The organism is Streptomyces gamaensis (assembly GCF_042656465.1).
GTDB lineage: Bacteria > Actinomycetota > Actinomycetes > Streptomycetales > Streptomycetaceae > Streptomyces > Streptomyces gamaensis.
On record NZ_JBHSPB010000010.1, the window covers coordinates 39063 to 54139 of the forward strand.

Genomic DNA, 15077 nt, shown 5'->3' on the forward strand with positions numbered 1-15077 from the left:
CGGACGAGGCGAAGGGGGCTCCGTGGAGGCCGAGTTGGCGGCGCTGGCGGCGTCGGGGGCGACGACGCTGGTCGGGGTGATGGTGTCGGACGCCTGGGGACAGGCCAAGGGGCGGCTCGCCTGGTTCTTCGCCCGGGGCGGGGACGAGGAGGCCGCCGGCGAGGAGCTGAGCGAGGCGCGGGAGGAGCTGGTGGCGGCCCGGGCGGCCGAGGACGCGCCGCTCGTCGCCGATATCGAGGCCGGGTGGCGGATGCGGCTGCGGCGCGTACTGCAGGCGGATCCGGCGGCGGCGGAGGAACTGCGGAGGCTCCTGGCGGAGCTGGAGCCCGAGGGCGGGGAGCCCGCCGGAGGGGTGCGCAACTCCGTGAGCGGGGTCGTGCACGGGAGCGTCGTGCAGAGCGGGCAGATCCACGGCGGGATCAGCATCGGCGGTCCGGGCGGCGGCGGCCCGGGGGCGGCGTGACGCGCGAGGCGCCAGGGGCGCCTGGGGCGCCCGGGGCGGCTGAGGCGGCCGAGAGGGTCAGTGCGTACGGGCACGGGCAGCCCCGGGACGCCGGCCGGCCTCGGCCTGCCGGGTCGGTTCCGGGCGCTGATCGGCCTGAGCCCGCCGGTGCGTACGGGCGCGGGGTGCCCGGCGGCGGGCCGTACGGGGCCGGGGAGCCCCGGGACGCCGGCCGGCCTCGGCCTGTTGGGGCGGTTCCGGGCGCCGGTCGGCCTGAGGGCGCTGGGTCGGTTCCGTGTGCTGGTCTGCCCGGGCCCGCTGGGGCGCTCCCGCCCACCGGCCGGCCTGAGCCCGCTGGGCCGTCCCCGCGCATCGGCCGGCCCGAGCCCGCCGGGGCGGTCCCGTACGCCGGCCTGCCCGAGCCCGACCGCCCGTTACCCCCCGCAGCGCCGCCCCCCGGTGTCCGCAACGAGCTCTCCGGAGCCGTGCACGGCAACGCCTTCCAGTTCGGGGCGAACCACGGCGGCATCCACTTCCACGTCGCCGAGGAGCCCGCCGCCGGGGCCGGGGGCAGGCCCGATCAAGTCCCGCCGCTCACCTTCCGGTTCGTCAACCGGGTCGAGGACCTGTCCGCGCTGGAGGAGTGGTGCGCCGGAGTCGCCGGCGCGGGTTCGTACGTCGGGATCGGGGTGCTCAGCGGGCTGCCCGGTGTCGGCAAGACCTCCACGGCCTGCCGTAGTGCCGAGCGGGTGCGGGGGCTGTTCCCGGACGGGCAGCTGTTCGTGGACTTCCGGGAGCTGCGCGAGCGTACGGGCGGGGACGTGTCCGAGGCGGTCGCCGAGGGGCTGCGGGCCCTGGGCGTCGACGACGTGCACATTCCGGCGGCCCTCGCCGAGCGGACCAAGGACTTCCGCTCGCGCACGGCCGGGCGGCGGCTGCTCGTCCTCCTCGACGACGTGACGCAGCCCGCGCAGGTCAGGCCCCTGATCCCCAAGGGCGCCGGCAGCGTCGTGCTCGTCACCAGCAACGCGACCCTCGACGAACTGGAGCTGGACGGCGCGCGGTTGATGCCCCTGGCGCCCGTGGACACCGAGCGCGGGCTGCACATGCTCGCCGAGTGGTGCGGCGAGAAGGCCGTCGCGGCGGAGCCGGACGCCGCCGGGCGGCTCGTCGGGCTGTGCGGCGGGCTGCCGGTCGCGCTGCGGGTGGCCGCGCTCCGGCTGCGGCGCACGCGCGGGGCCGCGCCCCTGGGCGCCCTGGCCGGGGAACTGGCCGACGAGGCCCGGCGGTTGCCGGGACTGGCCCTGCGAGGGGAGCGCTCCGTGTCCGCCGTCTTCGAGGTCGCCTACCGTGACCTGCCCCCCGACACCGCCCGGCTGTACCGGCTCCTGGGCTGGCTGCCCGGCCCCGCCTTCGACGCCGGCACGGTCGCCGCCGCTGCCGCGCTCGAACCGGCGGCCGCCGGCGAACTGCTCGCCGAACTGGAGTCGGTGAGCCTGCTGGAACGGCTGGACGACGGACGGTACCGCTGCCACGACCTCGTCCGCCTGCACGCCCGCGAACGCGCCGACGCCGAGGAACCCGCCGACGGCCGGCGGGCGCTCGTCGAGCGCGTGACCCGGCACTGCCTCGTCCTCACGGCCCTGGCCGACCGCGCGGTGCGCAAGGATCGGCTGCGTATCCACGAGTTGCCCGGGGGCGGCCTGCCCGACCCCTTCGCGGCGGACGGCGGCCCGCGGCCGCTGGCCTGGCTGGAGGCCGAGCGCGCCACCCTCCTCGCCGTGCTGCGGGAGGCCGCCCGGTACGGGCTGCACGAGCAGGTGTGGCAGCTCGCCGAGGCGTTCACGGTGCTGTTCCTGCACCGCCGGCACCTGGCCGACTGGCGGGAATCCCTGGAACTCGGCGCCGCCGCTGCCGCCGAGGCCGGCCTGCCCGCCGCCGAGGCCCGGCTGCGCAGCCTGCTCTCGCGGCCCCTGATGGACCTCGGCCGCCACGAGGAGGCCCGTGCCGCGCTGGAACGGGCCGTCGCCTGCGCGGACGTCGCCGGGCACACGGTCCTGAGCGCGTCGGTGCAGGAGTTCTACGGGCGCTACTGGGACCGCTTCGACCCGTCGCGCGCCGTACGCGCGTACCGGCGCTCCCTGGAACTCAACCTCGCGGGGAACGAGCCGCGCGGCGCCGCGATCGCCGCGTACTTCCTGGGCTGCGCGCAGGATGCCGGGGGAGACCCCCGTACCGCCCTGGAGACCCTGCGGGGCGCGCACGAGGCGTTCCTCGCGCTCGCGGAGCCGGACCGGCGGATGGCGGCCAGGGTCGCGGTGGCGAGGGGACTCGCGCACGACCACGCGGGGGAGGCGGGCGAGGCGGTCCGGGAGCTGGGGGAAGCGGTGCTCGTCCTGCGTGAGGTCGGGGCCGCGCACTACGAGGCGCAGGCGCTGGTGGAACTGGCGCGCCTCACGGAGCGGACGGGGGGCGACGGGGAGACGGTACGGGCGTACGTGGCGCGGGCCTGCGAGATCCATGAGGCGGGCGGGAGCCCGTCGGCGGGGGAACTGAGGGAGTGGCTGGGCAGGTTGGGCTAGGCGCTGTCCCCGTTCCTCAGCTCGCCCCGCCCGGCCGCACCCGCAACTCCACCTCCTCCGAGCGCAGTTCCCCGACCCGCAGCGACACCGCCCCGCCCTCCAGCGCCACCCCGGCCCGTACGCACGCGTACACCACGGCCGCCGGCAGCCCCGGGTCCACGGCCGGTCCCGTCACCGTCGCCTCCACCACGCGGCCGTCGTGCACGCCCACCAGGCAGCCGCCTCCCGTCAGGGACACCGCCGCCAGCCGCGCGCCCGGGAAGGAAGCGAGCGTGTCCGTGAGCCGGCGGCGGGCCGCGACCGCCGTGGGGGCGGGGGCCGGGTGCAGGAGGACGGAGGCGCTCTCCGTCAGCCGGCGGTCCGGTTCGGAGTCGGCGCAGGCCAGGTGGGTGAAGCCGGGGGCAGTGCCGTCGCCGGCCACCGTCGCCGGGTAGCGGTGGACGGTCACCGTCCGGCCGGAGACGGCCGTGGCGACCGTCCACGCCGTGACCGGGACGGTCTCCGCCTCCGGGGAGGGGAGGAGCCGCGCGGCCGGTGGCGCGGAATCCGGTTCCGGGAGGTCCAGCAGTTCGTACAGCGCCGTGCGCAGGCGGGCCAGTGCCCGCCCCGGGTCCGCGAAGGCGCGCGCGGCCACGTGCGCGTAACGGTCCGGCGGGTGGCCGGAGATCACCGACTCCAGCTGCCGCCGCAGACCGCCGGCCGTGTCCAGGCGCGGGGCGCTGCGGCCGAGGTCCCAGCCCGCCGTGCCCGGTACCGCGTCGCTGCCGAACGCCGCGAGCAGCAGCGGTTTGCCCAGGGCCGCCCCGTACAGGGTGACCGAGCCGTGGTCGCCCACGACGGCGTCGGCCGCGACGAGTGCGGAGCGCCAGGCGTGGACCGGGGGCACGAGGACCAGGCCCGCGTCGAGCGCGTCGGCCAGCAGTGTGCGGATCTGCCAGGCGCCGTGGGCCGCCCACACGTTGGGGTGCAGGATCGCGGCCACCCGGTACTCGTCGTACGGCAGTGCCCCCAGCAGCCGCCCCGGCAGGTCGGGGGCGCTGCCGAGGAGGGAAGTGGGACCCCAGGTGGAGCTGACGACGACCAGACGCTGTCCGTTCCGCACCCCCAACGCCTCCCGGTGGGCGGCCCGTTGCCCCAGGCTGCCCCGCAGGTCGTCGAAGCAGGGGTCGCCGACGAGCAGGGTGCGGCCGGCGGCCTTCGGGTGCGTGGCGAGGAGCTGCTCCTCCTGGTCGGGGTGGGAGACGGCCAGCCAGGCGCGGCCGGCCTCCAGCAGGCTGTCCGGGACCACGCCGGACAGGCGGGTACGGGCCGAGCGGGAGTCCGGGACGAGCTTCTGGAAGCCCACCCCGTGCGGCAGGACGAGAACCGGGCAGTCGCCCTCCGGCACGTCGACGTTCTCGCTCGCGGAGAGGATCAGGTCCGGTGCGATGTCCCCGAGTTGGGACCAGGGCATGACGCGGCAGCCCGCGTCGTGCAGCAGGTCGAGGACGCCGTCACCGAAGGCGGAGGTGGGGTCGTAGGCGAACACGACACTCACCCGGACGTCCCCGCGCAGCAGCGCCGGCAGCGACTCCAGGACGCGCACGGTGGAAGTGACGGTACGGGCGGCGACGACGAGCGTCCGTACGGCGGGGAACGTGCGCCACCGGTACGCGTCGGGGCCGACGGGGACACGCAGGGGGAGCGGGAGGGAGAGGGACGCGGCACGGGGGCGGGGCAACGCGTCACGCACGGGGGCCGCCCCCGTCCGGTATCGCGCACAGGGTGCGGGTCGTTCGCCGCGTGGTCTTCGTGTGCGGTGCGGCAGTCGTGCGTGGGGCGGTGCCCGCTAGCGGGGCAACTTCCCTTGCGGAGTGCGCAATTCCGGCCTCGCGGCCGAACGGCCTACGGTTCGCGGTTCGCGGTTCGCGGTTCGCGGTTCGCGGTTCGCGGTTCGCGGTTCGCGGTTCGCGGTTCGCGGTTCGCGGTTCGCGGTTCGCGGTCGATGGTCGTCGCTCTATCGCGTTTCAAGCAGTGCCGCAACCCTTCGGGGAGGCCCGTGCGGCAGGGCGCCGGGCGGTCGGCCGTACCGGACCGCACCACCGTACCCGGGCCCGTACCCCCGTTCCTCAGGCGCCCCGTGTCACCGCCACCCGCCACCGCCCCGCCGCGTCCGTGCCCAGGACCTCCACCGTGACGCCCGCGACCGCGCAGCGCTCCCCGGCCACGTAAGGCGCGTCGCTCAGGCCCGCGTTGAGGTTGGGGTCGCTGGTGTGGCAGCCGTGGCTGCCGGGGGTGGCGTCGAGGGTACGGACCGGGCCCGCGCCGGAGGCGACGTCGGTGGCGACCGTCGAGACGAGCACGCCCGGACGGCACACGACGTGGTCGAGCGGGCCCGGCGCGCGGGCCTCGACGGTGACCGCGCGCGTCGCGGAGAGCGGCACGACGGCGAGCTTGGTGCCGTCCGGGACCGAGGTCGGGGTCAGTGTCAGCTCGCGCCGGCCCGGCGCGTTCAAGCAGTGCACCTGGCCGGGGGCGAGCCAGCCCAGCTTCCACTTGTGCCAGGCGAGGAAGTCGTTGGAGGGGCCCCAGTCCTCGTCCATCAGGTCCCAGTGGCCGACGGGCGTCTTCTGCCGGACGCCGCCCGTGAAGTACAGGTCGGGCAGGCCGAAGCTGTGCGCGTTCTCGTGGTTGAGGACGCGGAAGGGGCTGTCGCCGGTCTGCCGGCTCCAGATGAAGGAGACGTTCTTGAACGGGGTGCCGTCGGCGGCGGCCAGCCCCGTGGGCGCGCCCGCGAAGGTCACCGAGCGCACGTCCTCGGTCGCCGGCGGCCCGGCCTCCGGGGCGAGCAGGACGTTCACCAGGTCGTAGCGGCGCAGGTCCACCGTGCCGTCGACGGCGGCGAGGATCTCCTTCGACAGCGCGTGATAGCCGTCGTCGCGGCTCGCGTCGAAGGGCGTGCCGCGCTCGATGCGGTACGCGGCGTACGGGCGGGACATCCGGATCCAGCGCAGCACCGGCGTGGAGCGGTAGTCGAGCCGGCCGTAGGAGCTGGTCCGGTAGAAGTCGGCGACGGCCGGGAAGAACTCGCCGTACCGCTCCTGCGGGGTGGAACGGGCAGGCGCGTCGGGGAAGTCGACGAGGAAGGTGATCGCCCGGACGGTGCCCGTGGAGCGCGCGTAGCCCGCCGGGGTGTGCGCGGCCTCGGAGACGCCCGGGGTCACCGAGGCCAGGGCGCACGGGCCGGACGGCCGCCGCCCGTCGGTCGCGGGGGAGCCCGTGGCCTCGCCGGCGTCCCCGGCGTCCGCGGGGTCGGCCTGGGAGGGCGCGGGGGCGGTGAGCGCGAGCGTCGTGATCACCATGACCGCGATGGCCAGGGCTTTCATGGGTACCTCCGGAGGCGGCAGCGCGGAAGCTGCTTCGCGCTCGTGCGCCTTACTCCTTCACCCTGTGCCGCCCCGCGCTCGTACGCCTGTTGGGATGCGGCAGATGGGGGTGGGGGCCGGACCGGAGGGCTCCCCTCCCGGAATGTGACGGCGTTCACAGGCCCAGGCGAAATTTCCGGGGAGCCCCTCCCCGTTTACCCCCGTGTCCCAGGAAAACGGGGAGATGATCCCCGGTTACTCCCTGGTCGCCCACCGGGCGCGCACAGCGATACCGGAACCCGAGCGGCCGGGAAAATCCCAGGTGAGAGGAGTGTTGTCGCGTGGTCGCACCCGAGCCCCGGCTCCGCGCGGACGCCCGGCGCAACCGTGAGCGGATCATCGCCGCCGCGCTGGAGGCGTACGTCGAGCACGGGACGGAGACCCCCCTCGATGAAATCGCTCGACGCGCCGGGGTCGGCAATGCCACGCTGTACAGGAACTTCGCGGACCGCGCCGAGCTGGTCCGTCATGTCACCCTCTCCGTCCTGGGCCGGCTCGCGGACCGGGCGGATCGTGCACGAGCCGAGGAGCCCGATGCTTTCCGAGCGCTGAGGCGCTTTGTCCACGCCGCCGCGGACGAGCGGGTCGGCGCGCTGTGCGGCCTGCTGGGGGACGGTTTCGACCGGAGCCACCCCGAGCTGCTCGCCGCCCGCGACCGCCTCGACGGCCGTATCGAGGAGCTGATGGCCGCCGCCCGGGCCTCCGGGCAGCTGCGTCCCGACATCGGGCTCGGCGATCTCATGATCGCCGTCGCGCAGCTGACGCGGCCGCTGCCGGACGGCAAGGGCTGCGCCCATTTCGACGAGTTCGCGCACCGGCATCTGCAGCTGTTCCTCGACGGCCTGATGGCCCCGGCCCGCTCCGAACTTCCCGGCACCGCCGCCACCTTGGAGGACCTGCGTCGCGACTGTGCCGGAGGCCGCTGACGGTCCCGCCCCGCGGCCCGGGCAACTCCGCTGCTCCGCCCGGAGCCTGCCCGCCACCGAGATCCACGACTTGCCCTGACCGAGCGGATCCGTCCGCAACTCGCCCCGCCAGGTAGGACCCTTCGTATGCCAGAGACCACCACCCCCCTCGACCCCAGGCGCTGGAAGGCGCTCATATTCATCGCCCTGGCCCAGCTGATGGTCGTCCTCGACGCGACCATCGTGAACATCGCCCTGCCCTCCGCCCAGACCGACTTGGGCATTTCGGACGGCAACCGGCAGTGGGTCATCACCGCCTACGCCCTCGCCTTCGGCGGGCTGCTGCTCTTCGGCGGCCGCGTCTCGGACCTGTGGGGCCGCAAGCGGACCTTCGTCACCGGCCTGATCGGTTTCGCCGCCGCGTCCGCGTTCGGCGGTGCCGCCGTCAATACGGGCATGCTGCTGGCCGCCCGCGCCCTGCAGGGCGTCTTCGGCGCGCTGCTCGCCCCGGCCGCGCTCTCGCTGCTCGCCGTGATGTTCACCGAGGCCAAGGAGCGCGCCAAGGCGTTCGGCATCTTCGGTGCCATCGCCGGTGGCGGCGGCGCCGTCGGCCTGATCCTCGGCGGTGTCTTCACCGAGTACCTGAACTGGCGTTGGACGTTCTTCGTGAACATCCCCTTCGCCGTGGTCGCCGCCGCGGGCGCGTTCGCCGTGATCCGTGAGCCCGCCGAGAGCCGCAACCCCTCGAAGCTGGACGTGCCGGGTGTCATCCTGGCGACCCTCGGCCTGGTCTCGCTGGTGTACGCCTTCACCCGCGCCGAGTCCGACGGCTGGGCCGCCGGTGCCACCATCGGCCTGTTCATCGCCGCCGCCGTGCTGCTGATCGCCTTCGCGGTCGTGGAGTCCCGGGTCAAGGCCCCGCTGCTGCCGCTGCGCGTGGTCACCGACCGCAACCGCGGCGGCGTGTACGCCTCGCTCGGTCTCGCGGCCATCGCGATGTTCGGCCTGTTCCTGTTCCTGACCTACTACTTGCAGGTCACCCGGGGCTACACCCCGGTGAACACGGGTCTGGCCTTCCTCCCGATGATCGCCACCATGATCGCCGGCTCGACGCAGATCGGCGCCCGTCTGATGACCCGCGTCCCGGCGCGCTGGCTGATGGGCCCCGGCTTCCTGCTGGCCACCATCGGCATGGTGCTGCTCACCCGGATCGACCTCAACACCTCGTACGCGACCGGGATCCTGCCCGCGCTGCTGCTGATGGGCCTGGGCATGGGCACGGCCTTCATGCCGGCGATGTCCCTGGCCACGCACGGCGTGCAGCCGCGCGACGCCGGTGTCGCCTCCGCGATGGTCAACACCTCGCAGCAGGTCGGCGGCGCGATCGGCACGGCGCTGCTGAACACCATCGCCGCGAGCGCCACCACCGCGTACGCCACCTCGCACGCCGCCGGTGTCGCGACCAAGGAGGCGCAGCAGCTGCTGATGTTCGAGTCGGCGGTGCACGGCTACACCACGGCCATCTGGTGGGCGGCGGGCATCCTGGCCCTGGCCGCGGCCATCGCGGTGGTCTTCGTCAGCGCCGGCCGCCCGGGCGGAGCGGTGACGGGCGGGGGCCAGGCCGCCGAGGACGCCGTCCCGGTCATGGCCCACTGACCTCACGGGGCACACGGCCTCACGGGTCGCACAGGGGGAAGGCCCCGCCGGAGTCGCTCCGGCGGGGCCTTCCTCGTGTCGGCGGTATCGGGGCCGGCTCAGCGCAGCCAGGGCAGGTCGGCGCCCGCCGGCTGAAGGCCCTGGGCGATGATCCGGCACGCCTCGCCGAACCGCTCGGTCTGCTCGGGCGTGAGCCGGTCGAAGATCGCGGCGCGGACGGCCGCGACGTGCCCCGGCGCGGCCTGCCGCAGTGTCTCGAAGCCGGCCTCGGTCAGTACGGCCAGCTGTCCGCGCTTGTCGGAGGGGCATTCCTCGCGCCTGACCCAGCCGTTCTTCTCCAGCCGGGCGACGGCGTGCGAGAGCCGGGACCGGGTGATCTTGGCCTGCTGGGCGAGCTCCGTCATCCGCAGCTGCCCGTCCGGGGCCTCGGAGAGGTGGACGAGCAGGGCGTAGTAGATGTGCGGCATCCCGGCGTCGCGCTGCAACTGCCGGTCCAGGTGGTCCTCCAGCAGCGTCGTGGCGTGCAGATAGGCCAGCCACGCGGCCTGCTCGGCATCGCTGAGCCAGCGCGGCTCCGGCCCGGTGTGCCCGGCGGTCGCCGCGTCGTCCCTGGATCGCTCGGTCATGTCATCCACTGTTTCACCTGTCGCTCCCACCGGTACCACTTATTGAAGTTTAAATAAGTCAGGTTTAGGCTCTGTGTCCGAGAGTTTGTTTGAGAGTTCAAGAAATCTTCTCTTCCGACGCCCTGGGGGATCTCGATGACGGCCGCCGCACCGGCAGACGGACGCATGCCCGCGCTCTATCTCTCGCACGGAGCCCCACCGCTCGCCGACGACGAGCTGTGGCCCGGCCAGCTCGCCGGCTGGGCCGCCGCGCTGCCGCGCCCCCGCGCGGTCCTGATCGTCTCAGCCCACTGGGAGGAGGCCCCCATCGCCCTCGGTGCCACGCGGACGGTGCCGCTGACGTACGACTTCTGGGGCTTCCCCGAGCGCTACTACCGGGTGCGGTACCCGGCGCCCGGCGCGCCCGCGCTCGCCGAGCGGGTGCGGGGACTGCTGCGCGGGGCCGGGACGCCCGTCGCCGACGTCCCCGACCGGGGGCTCGACCACGGCGCGTACGTCCCGCTCGCCGAGATGTTCCCCGAGGCCGACATCCCCGTGCTGCAGTTGTCCCTGCCCTCGCTCGATCCGCGGGAGCTGCTGGAGACCGGGCGCAGGCTCGCGCCGCTGCGCGACGAGGGCGTGCTGATCGCCGGCAGCGGTTTCTTCACCCACAACCTCGCCGCGCTGCGGCACCCGGGGCCCCAACCGCCCTCCTGGTCGGCCGAGTTCGACGCGTGGGGGAGCGAGGCGCTCGCGGCGCACGACGTCGACGCGCTGCTGGACTTCGCGCACAAGGCGCCGGCGGCGGGTCTGGCCCACCCGCGCACCGAGCACTTCGCGCCGCTGTTCGTGGCCCTCGGCGCGGCGGAGGGCGAGCTGGACCGGCAGCGCACCGTCATCGACGGCTTCTGGAGGGGTCTGGCCAAACGCTCGTTGCAGTTCGGCTGAGGAAGGCTGAGGAAGGCCGAGGAAGAACGCGGCCCGGCCCCGTCCTGACCGGGACCGGGCCGCGCCCCCTGGCCCTACGGGCCGATGGGCTCCAGCAGTTCGCAACTGACGATCGCGGCCGCGAGGGCCTCGGAGGAGTGCTCCGGGGAGGCGGCGGCGACGTCCAGCGCCGTGTCCGCGAACTTGATCGCGTGCTCGTTGCCATTGGCGGCGGCCCGCAGGAAGACCTCTCCGGTGGTGGGCGCGCGGCCCGTACGGCCCGGCCCCTCGCGCAGTCCGGGCGCGTAGGCCGCCGTGACCGCAGCGCTCGCCGCCCAGGCCGCCGCCATGCTCTGCGGCCACAGCTCCTGCGGGAGCGCGGGCAGGATGCGCAGTACCGCGTTGGGCGCGGTCGCGGCGTGCACGAGCATCACGGGATCGAGGTCGCCCGCGAGCTCGTACCGCCCGTACCGGCAGGTCGCCGCCGTGACGAGGTCGCGCAGCGCGGTGAGCGCCCCCTCGGGCTCCGCGGCCGGGCGGACCGAGTCGACGGCGTCCTGCCAGCCCGGCGTCCTCGGCAGCTGCGCCAGCCGCTCCAGGACGCCGCCCGACTGGTCGGGCACGCGCGGGACGGCCGCCAGCGCGGGCCCGGGGCCCGCCGTGCCGTGCGGGGCGACGGGGGTGGGCAGCGTCAGGTGCCGGGCCGCCCAGTAGCCGAGCGCGTGGGCGAGTTCCACGGTGCGGGGCGCGGTCTCGCCGTCCCGCAGCAGGGTGCGTACCGCGTGCCCGACGCGGATGACGGGGTGGGTGGCGCCCGCCGCGATGCCCGGCAGCAGCCGGGGCCACCACTCGGCGAGCACGTCCCGCCAGGGGCGTTCGCCGATCAGGCGGGTGAAGTGGTCGATCCAGTCGGCGAGATGGCGCGCGTCGCCCAGCAGCTCGCGCCAGTTCTCGTCCGTGATACGGCCGTTGGGGGCGGGCATGTCCTCCAGTTTGTCCCGGTAGCGGTCGATCCAGGGGTGCACGGCCGGCGCCTGCCCGTGCCGGGCCAGCGCCTCCACCGCCATCGGGGCGTGATTGGACATCCAGCCCCAGTGCTCGGGTCCGGTCAGATGCAGACGATCAAGGGCTTCGTCGAGCGTCCCGCTCGCGTTGATGTCGTCCATGGACTCATGCTCGGAATCGGGTAGTCGAAAGGTAACGGTCTGTAGTCCTACGTCGTGGGTCCTGGTCACATGGTCCTCGGAACGTGGCATTCCGGCCGCCCGTGGGACGTAGTCCGCCGCGCGCGGCTCAGTGTTCGTGCTCGTAGAAGACGTAGTACGAGACGAGCGCGAAGGCCCCGCCCAGCAGCAGTCCGACGCCGGAGGCGCGCAGCCAGGTGGCCCCGGCGAGGCTGTACAGGAAGCCCATGCAGATACCGAAGAACGCGCCGAAGGAGGCGGCCCGCACCTCGGTGGGCATCCGCCCGCGCTCCCGCAGGAGCACGTGCCCCACGCCGATCGCGATCAGCGCGGTGACCAGGCCCAGCAGCACGTCCTTGGTCCACGAGCCGCCGTGCGCGTGGTCGAGGAACATCGCGTACAGCCCCATCAGCACGCCCCCGGTCACGGGTACCGCCCACTCGAAGCGGGGCCGGTGGGCGTGGCGCGGCAGGTGCCTGGTGAGGGCCGGCGGGCCGGGGCCGCGGTGGCCGTGGTGGCGGCCGGGCAGGTACGAGTGCGTCGACATCGCGGGCTCCTCTCGCGACGGGTGGGCGCCGGGGAGCGCCGGGCGCGCGCAGGGGCCCGCGGTGGTTCGCGGACGCGCGTCGGGGGCGCCCCCACCAGCGCACACCCGCCGCCGGACCGTGGCAACTCGATCACTGGTGGCGGGCCGGTCCCCGGTGGCCGGAACCGGTCCGGTCGGTGGGGCGCGAGGGGACGCTGGGGCCGACGGGGTCCGGGCCGCAGCCCCGGGGCGGCGCCCGCGCGGGGGCCGGGAGGCCGGTCCATGGCCTGAAGCGGTCGTTCCGCGCGGGCCGGGGAATCCGGCGCTTCCGGGACGTCCTTCGCAACCGGAAGGCCGCGTGAACCGTCTTCAAGGGTGGGACAGCGGCCACAGGGCCGGCCTCCCGGTCGAAACCCGGCCGAAATCCGGATCGGAACAGCCGGCGGTGCCGACGGCGTTGTCGGTGCCATGGGTGGGTGCAGGACTAGGCGAAAGCTTTGACCCGCACGTCCCAAGGCCTGGAAGCGACCACGGACCGAAGTGTGTGACGGCCGTCTCACAGGGGGCGTGCGGCCCACACTGCACAAGGTGGCCGCGAGCCCCCACCGTACCCGGTCTGACCTGCGCTTCCGGGCGCCTCGACGGCGCCGCGCCCGGGATGCGGCCCGACAGGGTACTGCATGATCACAAAAAAGAAGAGCACGACTGGGAATTCTGTCCTGATTCCGGTCGTTCTTTCCTTTCGGACGGGGCAGCCCGTGGCAGGGTCCGGCGCAGGGACCCGCCCCGCACCGTCCGTCCCGCGACCGACTCATCGCAAGGGAGCACGCATGGCAACCCGTGCCGTCGCCCGTCGTCAGAACGCCGCCCAGGCCTCCGGTGGGGCGAGCGGCGCGCGCGCCGCGAACGGGGAGATCGCCGACCGCGACCTGGTCGGCATGTACCTCGACGAGATCGCGCGCACGCCCCTGCTCGACGCCGCCAAGGAGGTCGAGCTGTCCCAGACCATCGAGGCGGGCGTCTATGCCCGGCAGCTCCTCGACGGCCTGATCGAGGACGCCGAGGAGACGGGTGCCGGCGGCGATGCCTCCCGTGAGGAGCTGGAGGCGATAGCCGCCGAGGGGGCCCGCGCCAAGGACCTGTTCATCAAGTCCAATCTGCGGCTGGTGGTGGCCGTCGCGCGGCGCTACCCGCGCAGCGGTCTGCCGCTGCTCGACCTGATCCAGGAGGGCAACGCCGGTCTGGTGCGCGCGGTCGAGAAGTTCGACTACAGCAAGGGCTTCAAGTTCTCCACGTACGCGACCTGGTGGATCCGCCAGGCGATCACCCGCTCCATCGCCGACCAGTCCCGCACCATCCGGCTGCCCGTCCACCTCGTCGAGGAGCTCGGCCGCATCCGGCGGGTGCAGCGCGAGTTCAACCGCGAGCACGGCCGCGAACCGGAGCACGCGGAGATCGCCGCGGAGCTCGGCTGCAGCACCGAGCGCGTCGGTGACGTGCTGGACTGGGCCCGCGACCCGGTGAGCCTGAACATGTCGGTCGACGACGAGGGCGAGACCCAGTTCGGCGACCTGCTGGAGGACACCTCCGCCGTCTCCCCCGAGCAGTCGGTGATCGCACTGCTGCGCAGCGAGGAGCTGGAGGACCTCATCGGCCGCCTCGACCAGCGCACCGCCTCGATCATCAAGGCGCGCTACGGCATCGTCGACGGCCGCGAGCGCACGCTGACCGAGGTCGGCAAGGAACACGGGCTCACGCGTGAGCGCATCCGGCAGATCGAGAAGCACGCGCTGCTGGAGCTGAAGAAGATGGCGCGCGACACCGGTTTCGACGCGGCGGCCTAGGGCCGGCCCGCGGGGCCGGCGCCCGTCGCGCGGGTGATGCGCCCGCCCAACTCCCGTAGGTGCTCGACCAGTTCCGGCGGCTCCTGCACCGTGAACTCCGCGTCGAGCAGCGCCAGCCGGATCGCGACCCACTCCATCGAGTCGGCCGTCTCGAAGTCCAGGCGGCAGGTGTGTTCGTCCAGCGGCCGCGGAGTGGTGAGCGCGCGCGGGACGCGGGCGGCGACGAACTCGGCGGGCGCGCGGACCGTCGCCACGACCCGGTAGCGCGGCTGCAGCCGGGTCAGGGAGCGGCTCACGTACGCCGCCGCGTCGGCCGCCGGCAGCTCGCGCGGAGTGAACCGGGCCCCCGTCGCGAAGGGGTCGCTGACCCGGTCCACCCGGAACGTGCGCCAGTCGTCCCGGTCGATGTCGTACGCCACGAGGTACCAGCGGCGTCCCGTGCTCACCAGCCGGTGCGGCTCGACCAGGCGCTGGGTGCGCGTCCCGTCGCCCGTGCGGTAGGCGAAGCGCAGCCGCTCGTGCCCGGTCGCGGCGGCGGCCATCGTGGTCAGGGTGTGCGGGTCGACGGTCGCGCTGTCCCCGCCGGGCAGCGGGACGGTCGCGGCCTGCAGGACGGAGACGCGGTGCCGCAGCCGCGCGGGCAGCACCTGCTCCAGCTTGGCCAGCGCCCGTACGGCCGCCTCCTCCACGCCCTCGACCGCGTGCCCGGCGCCCGCGCGCAGCCCGACGGCGATGGCCACGGCCTCCTCGTCGTCGAGGACCAGCGGCGGCATCGCGGCGCCCGCGGCCAGCCGGTAGCCGCCGGCCGCCCCCTTCGTGGCCTGCACCGGATAGCCCAGGTCGCGCAGGCGCTCCACGTCGCGGCGGACCGTACGGGGGGTCACGCCGAGCCGCTGGGCGAGCTCGCTGCCCGGCCAGTCGCGCGGGGTCTGGAGCAGGGAGAGCAGTTTCAGCAGCCGTGCCGGGGTGTCGGTCATGTCACTCAGTCTCGCCCGGATATGG

12 protein-coding genes are annotated in these 15077 nt (G+C 74.4%); 6 read left to right on the plus strand and 6 right to left on the minus strand.

The window, feature by feature from the left end:
• Positions 1-22: 22 nt before the first annotated feature.
• Both ACFP1Z_RS17805 and ACFP1Z_RS17810 read left to right on the plus strand, forming a co-directional pair.
• Complete coding sequence (locus ACFP1Z_RS17805) at positions 23-463, plus strand: hypothetical protein (protein WP_390317383.1); 441 nt, start codon at positions 23-25, stop codon at positions 461-463.
• 464 nt (positions 464-927) lie between these two features.
• Positions 928-3024, plus strand: coding sequence for a hypothetical protein (locus ACFP1Z_RS17810; RefSeq protein ID WP_390317384.1), 2097 nt, complete (start codon positions 928-930; stop codon positions 3022-3024).
• Between the two features lie 16 nt (positions 3025-3040).
• Here ACFP1Z_RS17810 and ACFP1Z_RS17815 read toward each other — a convergent pair whose 3' ends face one another.
• Both ACFP1Z_RS17815 and ACFP1Z_RS17820 read right to left on the minus strand, forming a co-directional pair.
• A complete protein-coding gene (locus ACFP1Z_RS17815; RefSeq protein WP_390317385.1) occupies positions 3041-4756 on the minus strand; it encodes a hypothetical protein in 1716 nt (571 codons plus the stop codon).
• Positions 4757-5132: 376 nt separating this feature from the next.
• Entirely contained in the window at positions 5133-6389 is a 1257-nt protein-coding gene (locus ACFP1Z_RS17820) for a M6 family metalloprotease domain-containing protein (RefSeq protein WP_390317386.1), read from the minus strand.
• 320 nt (positions 6390-6709) lie between these two features.
• Between ACFP1Z_RS17820 and ACFP1Z_RS17825 the strand changes: the two genes are divergently transcribed.
• Together ACFP1Z_RS17825 and ACFP1Z_RS17830 are read left to right on the plus strand one after the other, a co-directional pair.
• The gene (locus tag ACFP1Z_RS17825; protein WP_390317387.1) at positions 6710-7354 is read left to right on the plus strand and encodes a TetR/AcrR family transcriptional regulator; all 645 of its coding nucleotides are present in this window, start codon (positions 6710-6712) and stop codon (positions 7352-7354) included.
• A 126-nt stretch (positions 7355-7480) separates the two neighbouring features.
• Entirely contained in the window at positions 7481-8989 is a 1509-nt protein-coding gene (locus tag ACFP1Z_RS17830) for an MFS transporter (RefSeq protein WP_390317388.1), read from the plus strand.
• 98 nt (positions 8990-9087) lie between these two features.
• On the opposite strand, the gene ACFP1Z_RS17835 is transcribed toward ACFP1Z_RS17830, so the two are convergent.
• Positions 9088-9615, minus strand: a complete 528-nt coding sequence (locus ACFP1Z_RS17835) for a MarR family winged helix-turn-helix transcriptional regulator (RefSeq protein ID WP_390317389.1) — start codon at positions 9613-9615, stop codon at positions 9088-9090.
• A gap of 135 nt (positions 9616-9750) precedes the next feature.
• Between ACFP1Z_RS17835 and ACFP1Z_RS17840 the strand changes: the two genes are divergently transcribed.
• Complete coding sequence (locus tag ACFP1Z_RS17840) at positions 9751-10542, plus strand: dioxygenase family protein (protein WP_390317391.1); 792 nt, start codon at positions 9751-9753, stop codon at positions 10540-10542.
• A gap of 74 nt (positions 10543-10616) precedes the next feature.
• Here the strand turns inward: ACFP1Z_RS17840 and ACFP1Z_RS17845 are convergent, their stop codons facing one another.
• Both ACFP1Z_RS17845 and ACFP1Z_RS17850 read right to left on the minus strand, forming a co-directional pair.
• Positions 10617-11687 (minus strand): questin oxidase family protein, encoded by a 1071-nt coding sequence (locus tag ACFP1Z_RS17845; protein WP_390317392.1) that lies wholly within the window; start codon positions 11685-11687, stop codon positions 10617-10619.
• A gap of 127 nt (positions 11688-11814) precedes the next feature.
• Positions 11815-12252 carry a hypothetical protein gene (locus ACFP1Z_RS17850; RefSeq protein WP_390317393.1) on the minus strand — a complete coding sequence of 146 codons (438 nt, stop codon included), beginning with the start codon at positions 12250-12252 and terminating at the stop codon, positions 11815-11817.
• Positions 12253-13061: 809 nt separating this feature from the next.
• Between ACFP1Z_RS17850 and ACFP1Z_RS17855 the strand changes: the two genes are divergently transcribed.
• The gene (locus ACFP1Z_RS17855; RefSeq protein ID WP_390317394.1) at positions 13062-14075 is read left to right on the plus strand and encodes a sigma-70 family RNA polymerase sigma factor; all 1014 of its coding nucleotides are present in this window, start codon (positions 13062-13064) and stop codon (positions 14073-14075) included.
• On the opposite strand, the gene ACFP1Z_RS17860 is transcribed toward ACFP1Z_RS17855, so the two are convergent.
• A complete protein-coding gene (locus tag ACFP1Z_RS17860) occupies positions 14072-15052 on the minus strand; it encodes a helix-turn-helix transcriptional regulator (RefSeq protein ID WP_390317395.1) in 981 nt (326 codons plus the stop codon). The genes ACFP1Z_RS17855 and ACFP1Z_RS17860 overlap by 4 nt on opposite strands.
• Positions 15053-15077: the final 25 nt, after the last annotated feature.

Excerpts from the sequence above, each read along its gene's own strand:
- ACFP1Z_RS17820 (WP_390317386.1), bottom strand. The coding sequence starts at position 6,389 with ATGAAAGCCCTGGCCATCGCGGTCATGGTGATCACGACGCTCGCGCTC.
- ACFP1Z_RS17830 (WP_390317388.1), top strand. The coding sequence starts at position 7,481 with ATGCCAGAGACCACCACCCCCCTCGACCCCAGGCGCTGGAAGGCGCTC.
- ACFP1Z_RS17835 (WP_390317389.1), bottom strand. The coding sequence starts at position 9,615 with ATGACCGAGCGATCCAGGGACGACGCGGCGACCGCCGGGCACACCGGG.
- ACFP1Z_RS17840 (WP_390317391.1), top strand. The coding sequence starts at position 9,751 with ATGACGGCCGCCGCACCGGCAGACGGACGCATGCCCGCGCTCTATCTC.
- ACFP1Z_RS17845 (WP_390317392.1), bottom strand. The coding sequence starts at position 11,687 with ATGGACGACATCAACGCGAGCGGGACGCTCGACGAAGCCCTTGATCGT.
- ACFP1Z_RS17850 (WP_390317393.1), bottom strand. The coding sequence starts at position 12,252 with ATGTCGACGCACTCGTACCTGCCCGGCCGCCACCACGGCCACCGCGGC.
- ACFP1Z_RS17855 (WP_390317394.1), top strand. The coding sequence starts at position 13,062 with ATGGCAACCCGTGCCGTCGCCCGTCGTCAGAACGCCGCCCAGGCCTCC.
- ACFP1Z_RS17860 (WP_390317395.1), bottom strand. The coding sequence starts at position 15,052 with ATGACCGACACCCCGGCACGGCTGCTGAAACTGCTCTCCCTGCTCCAG.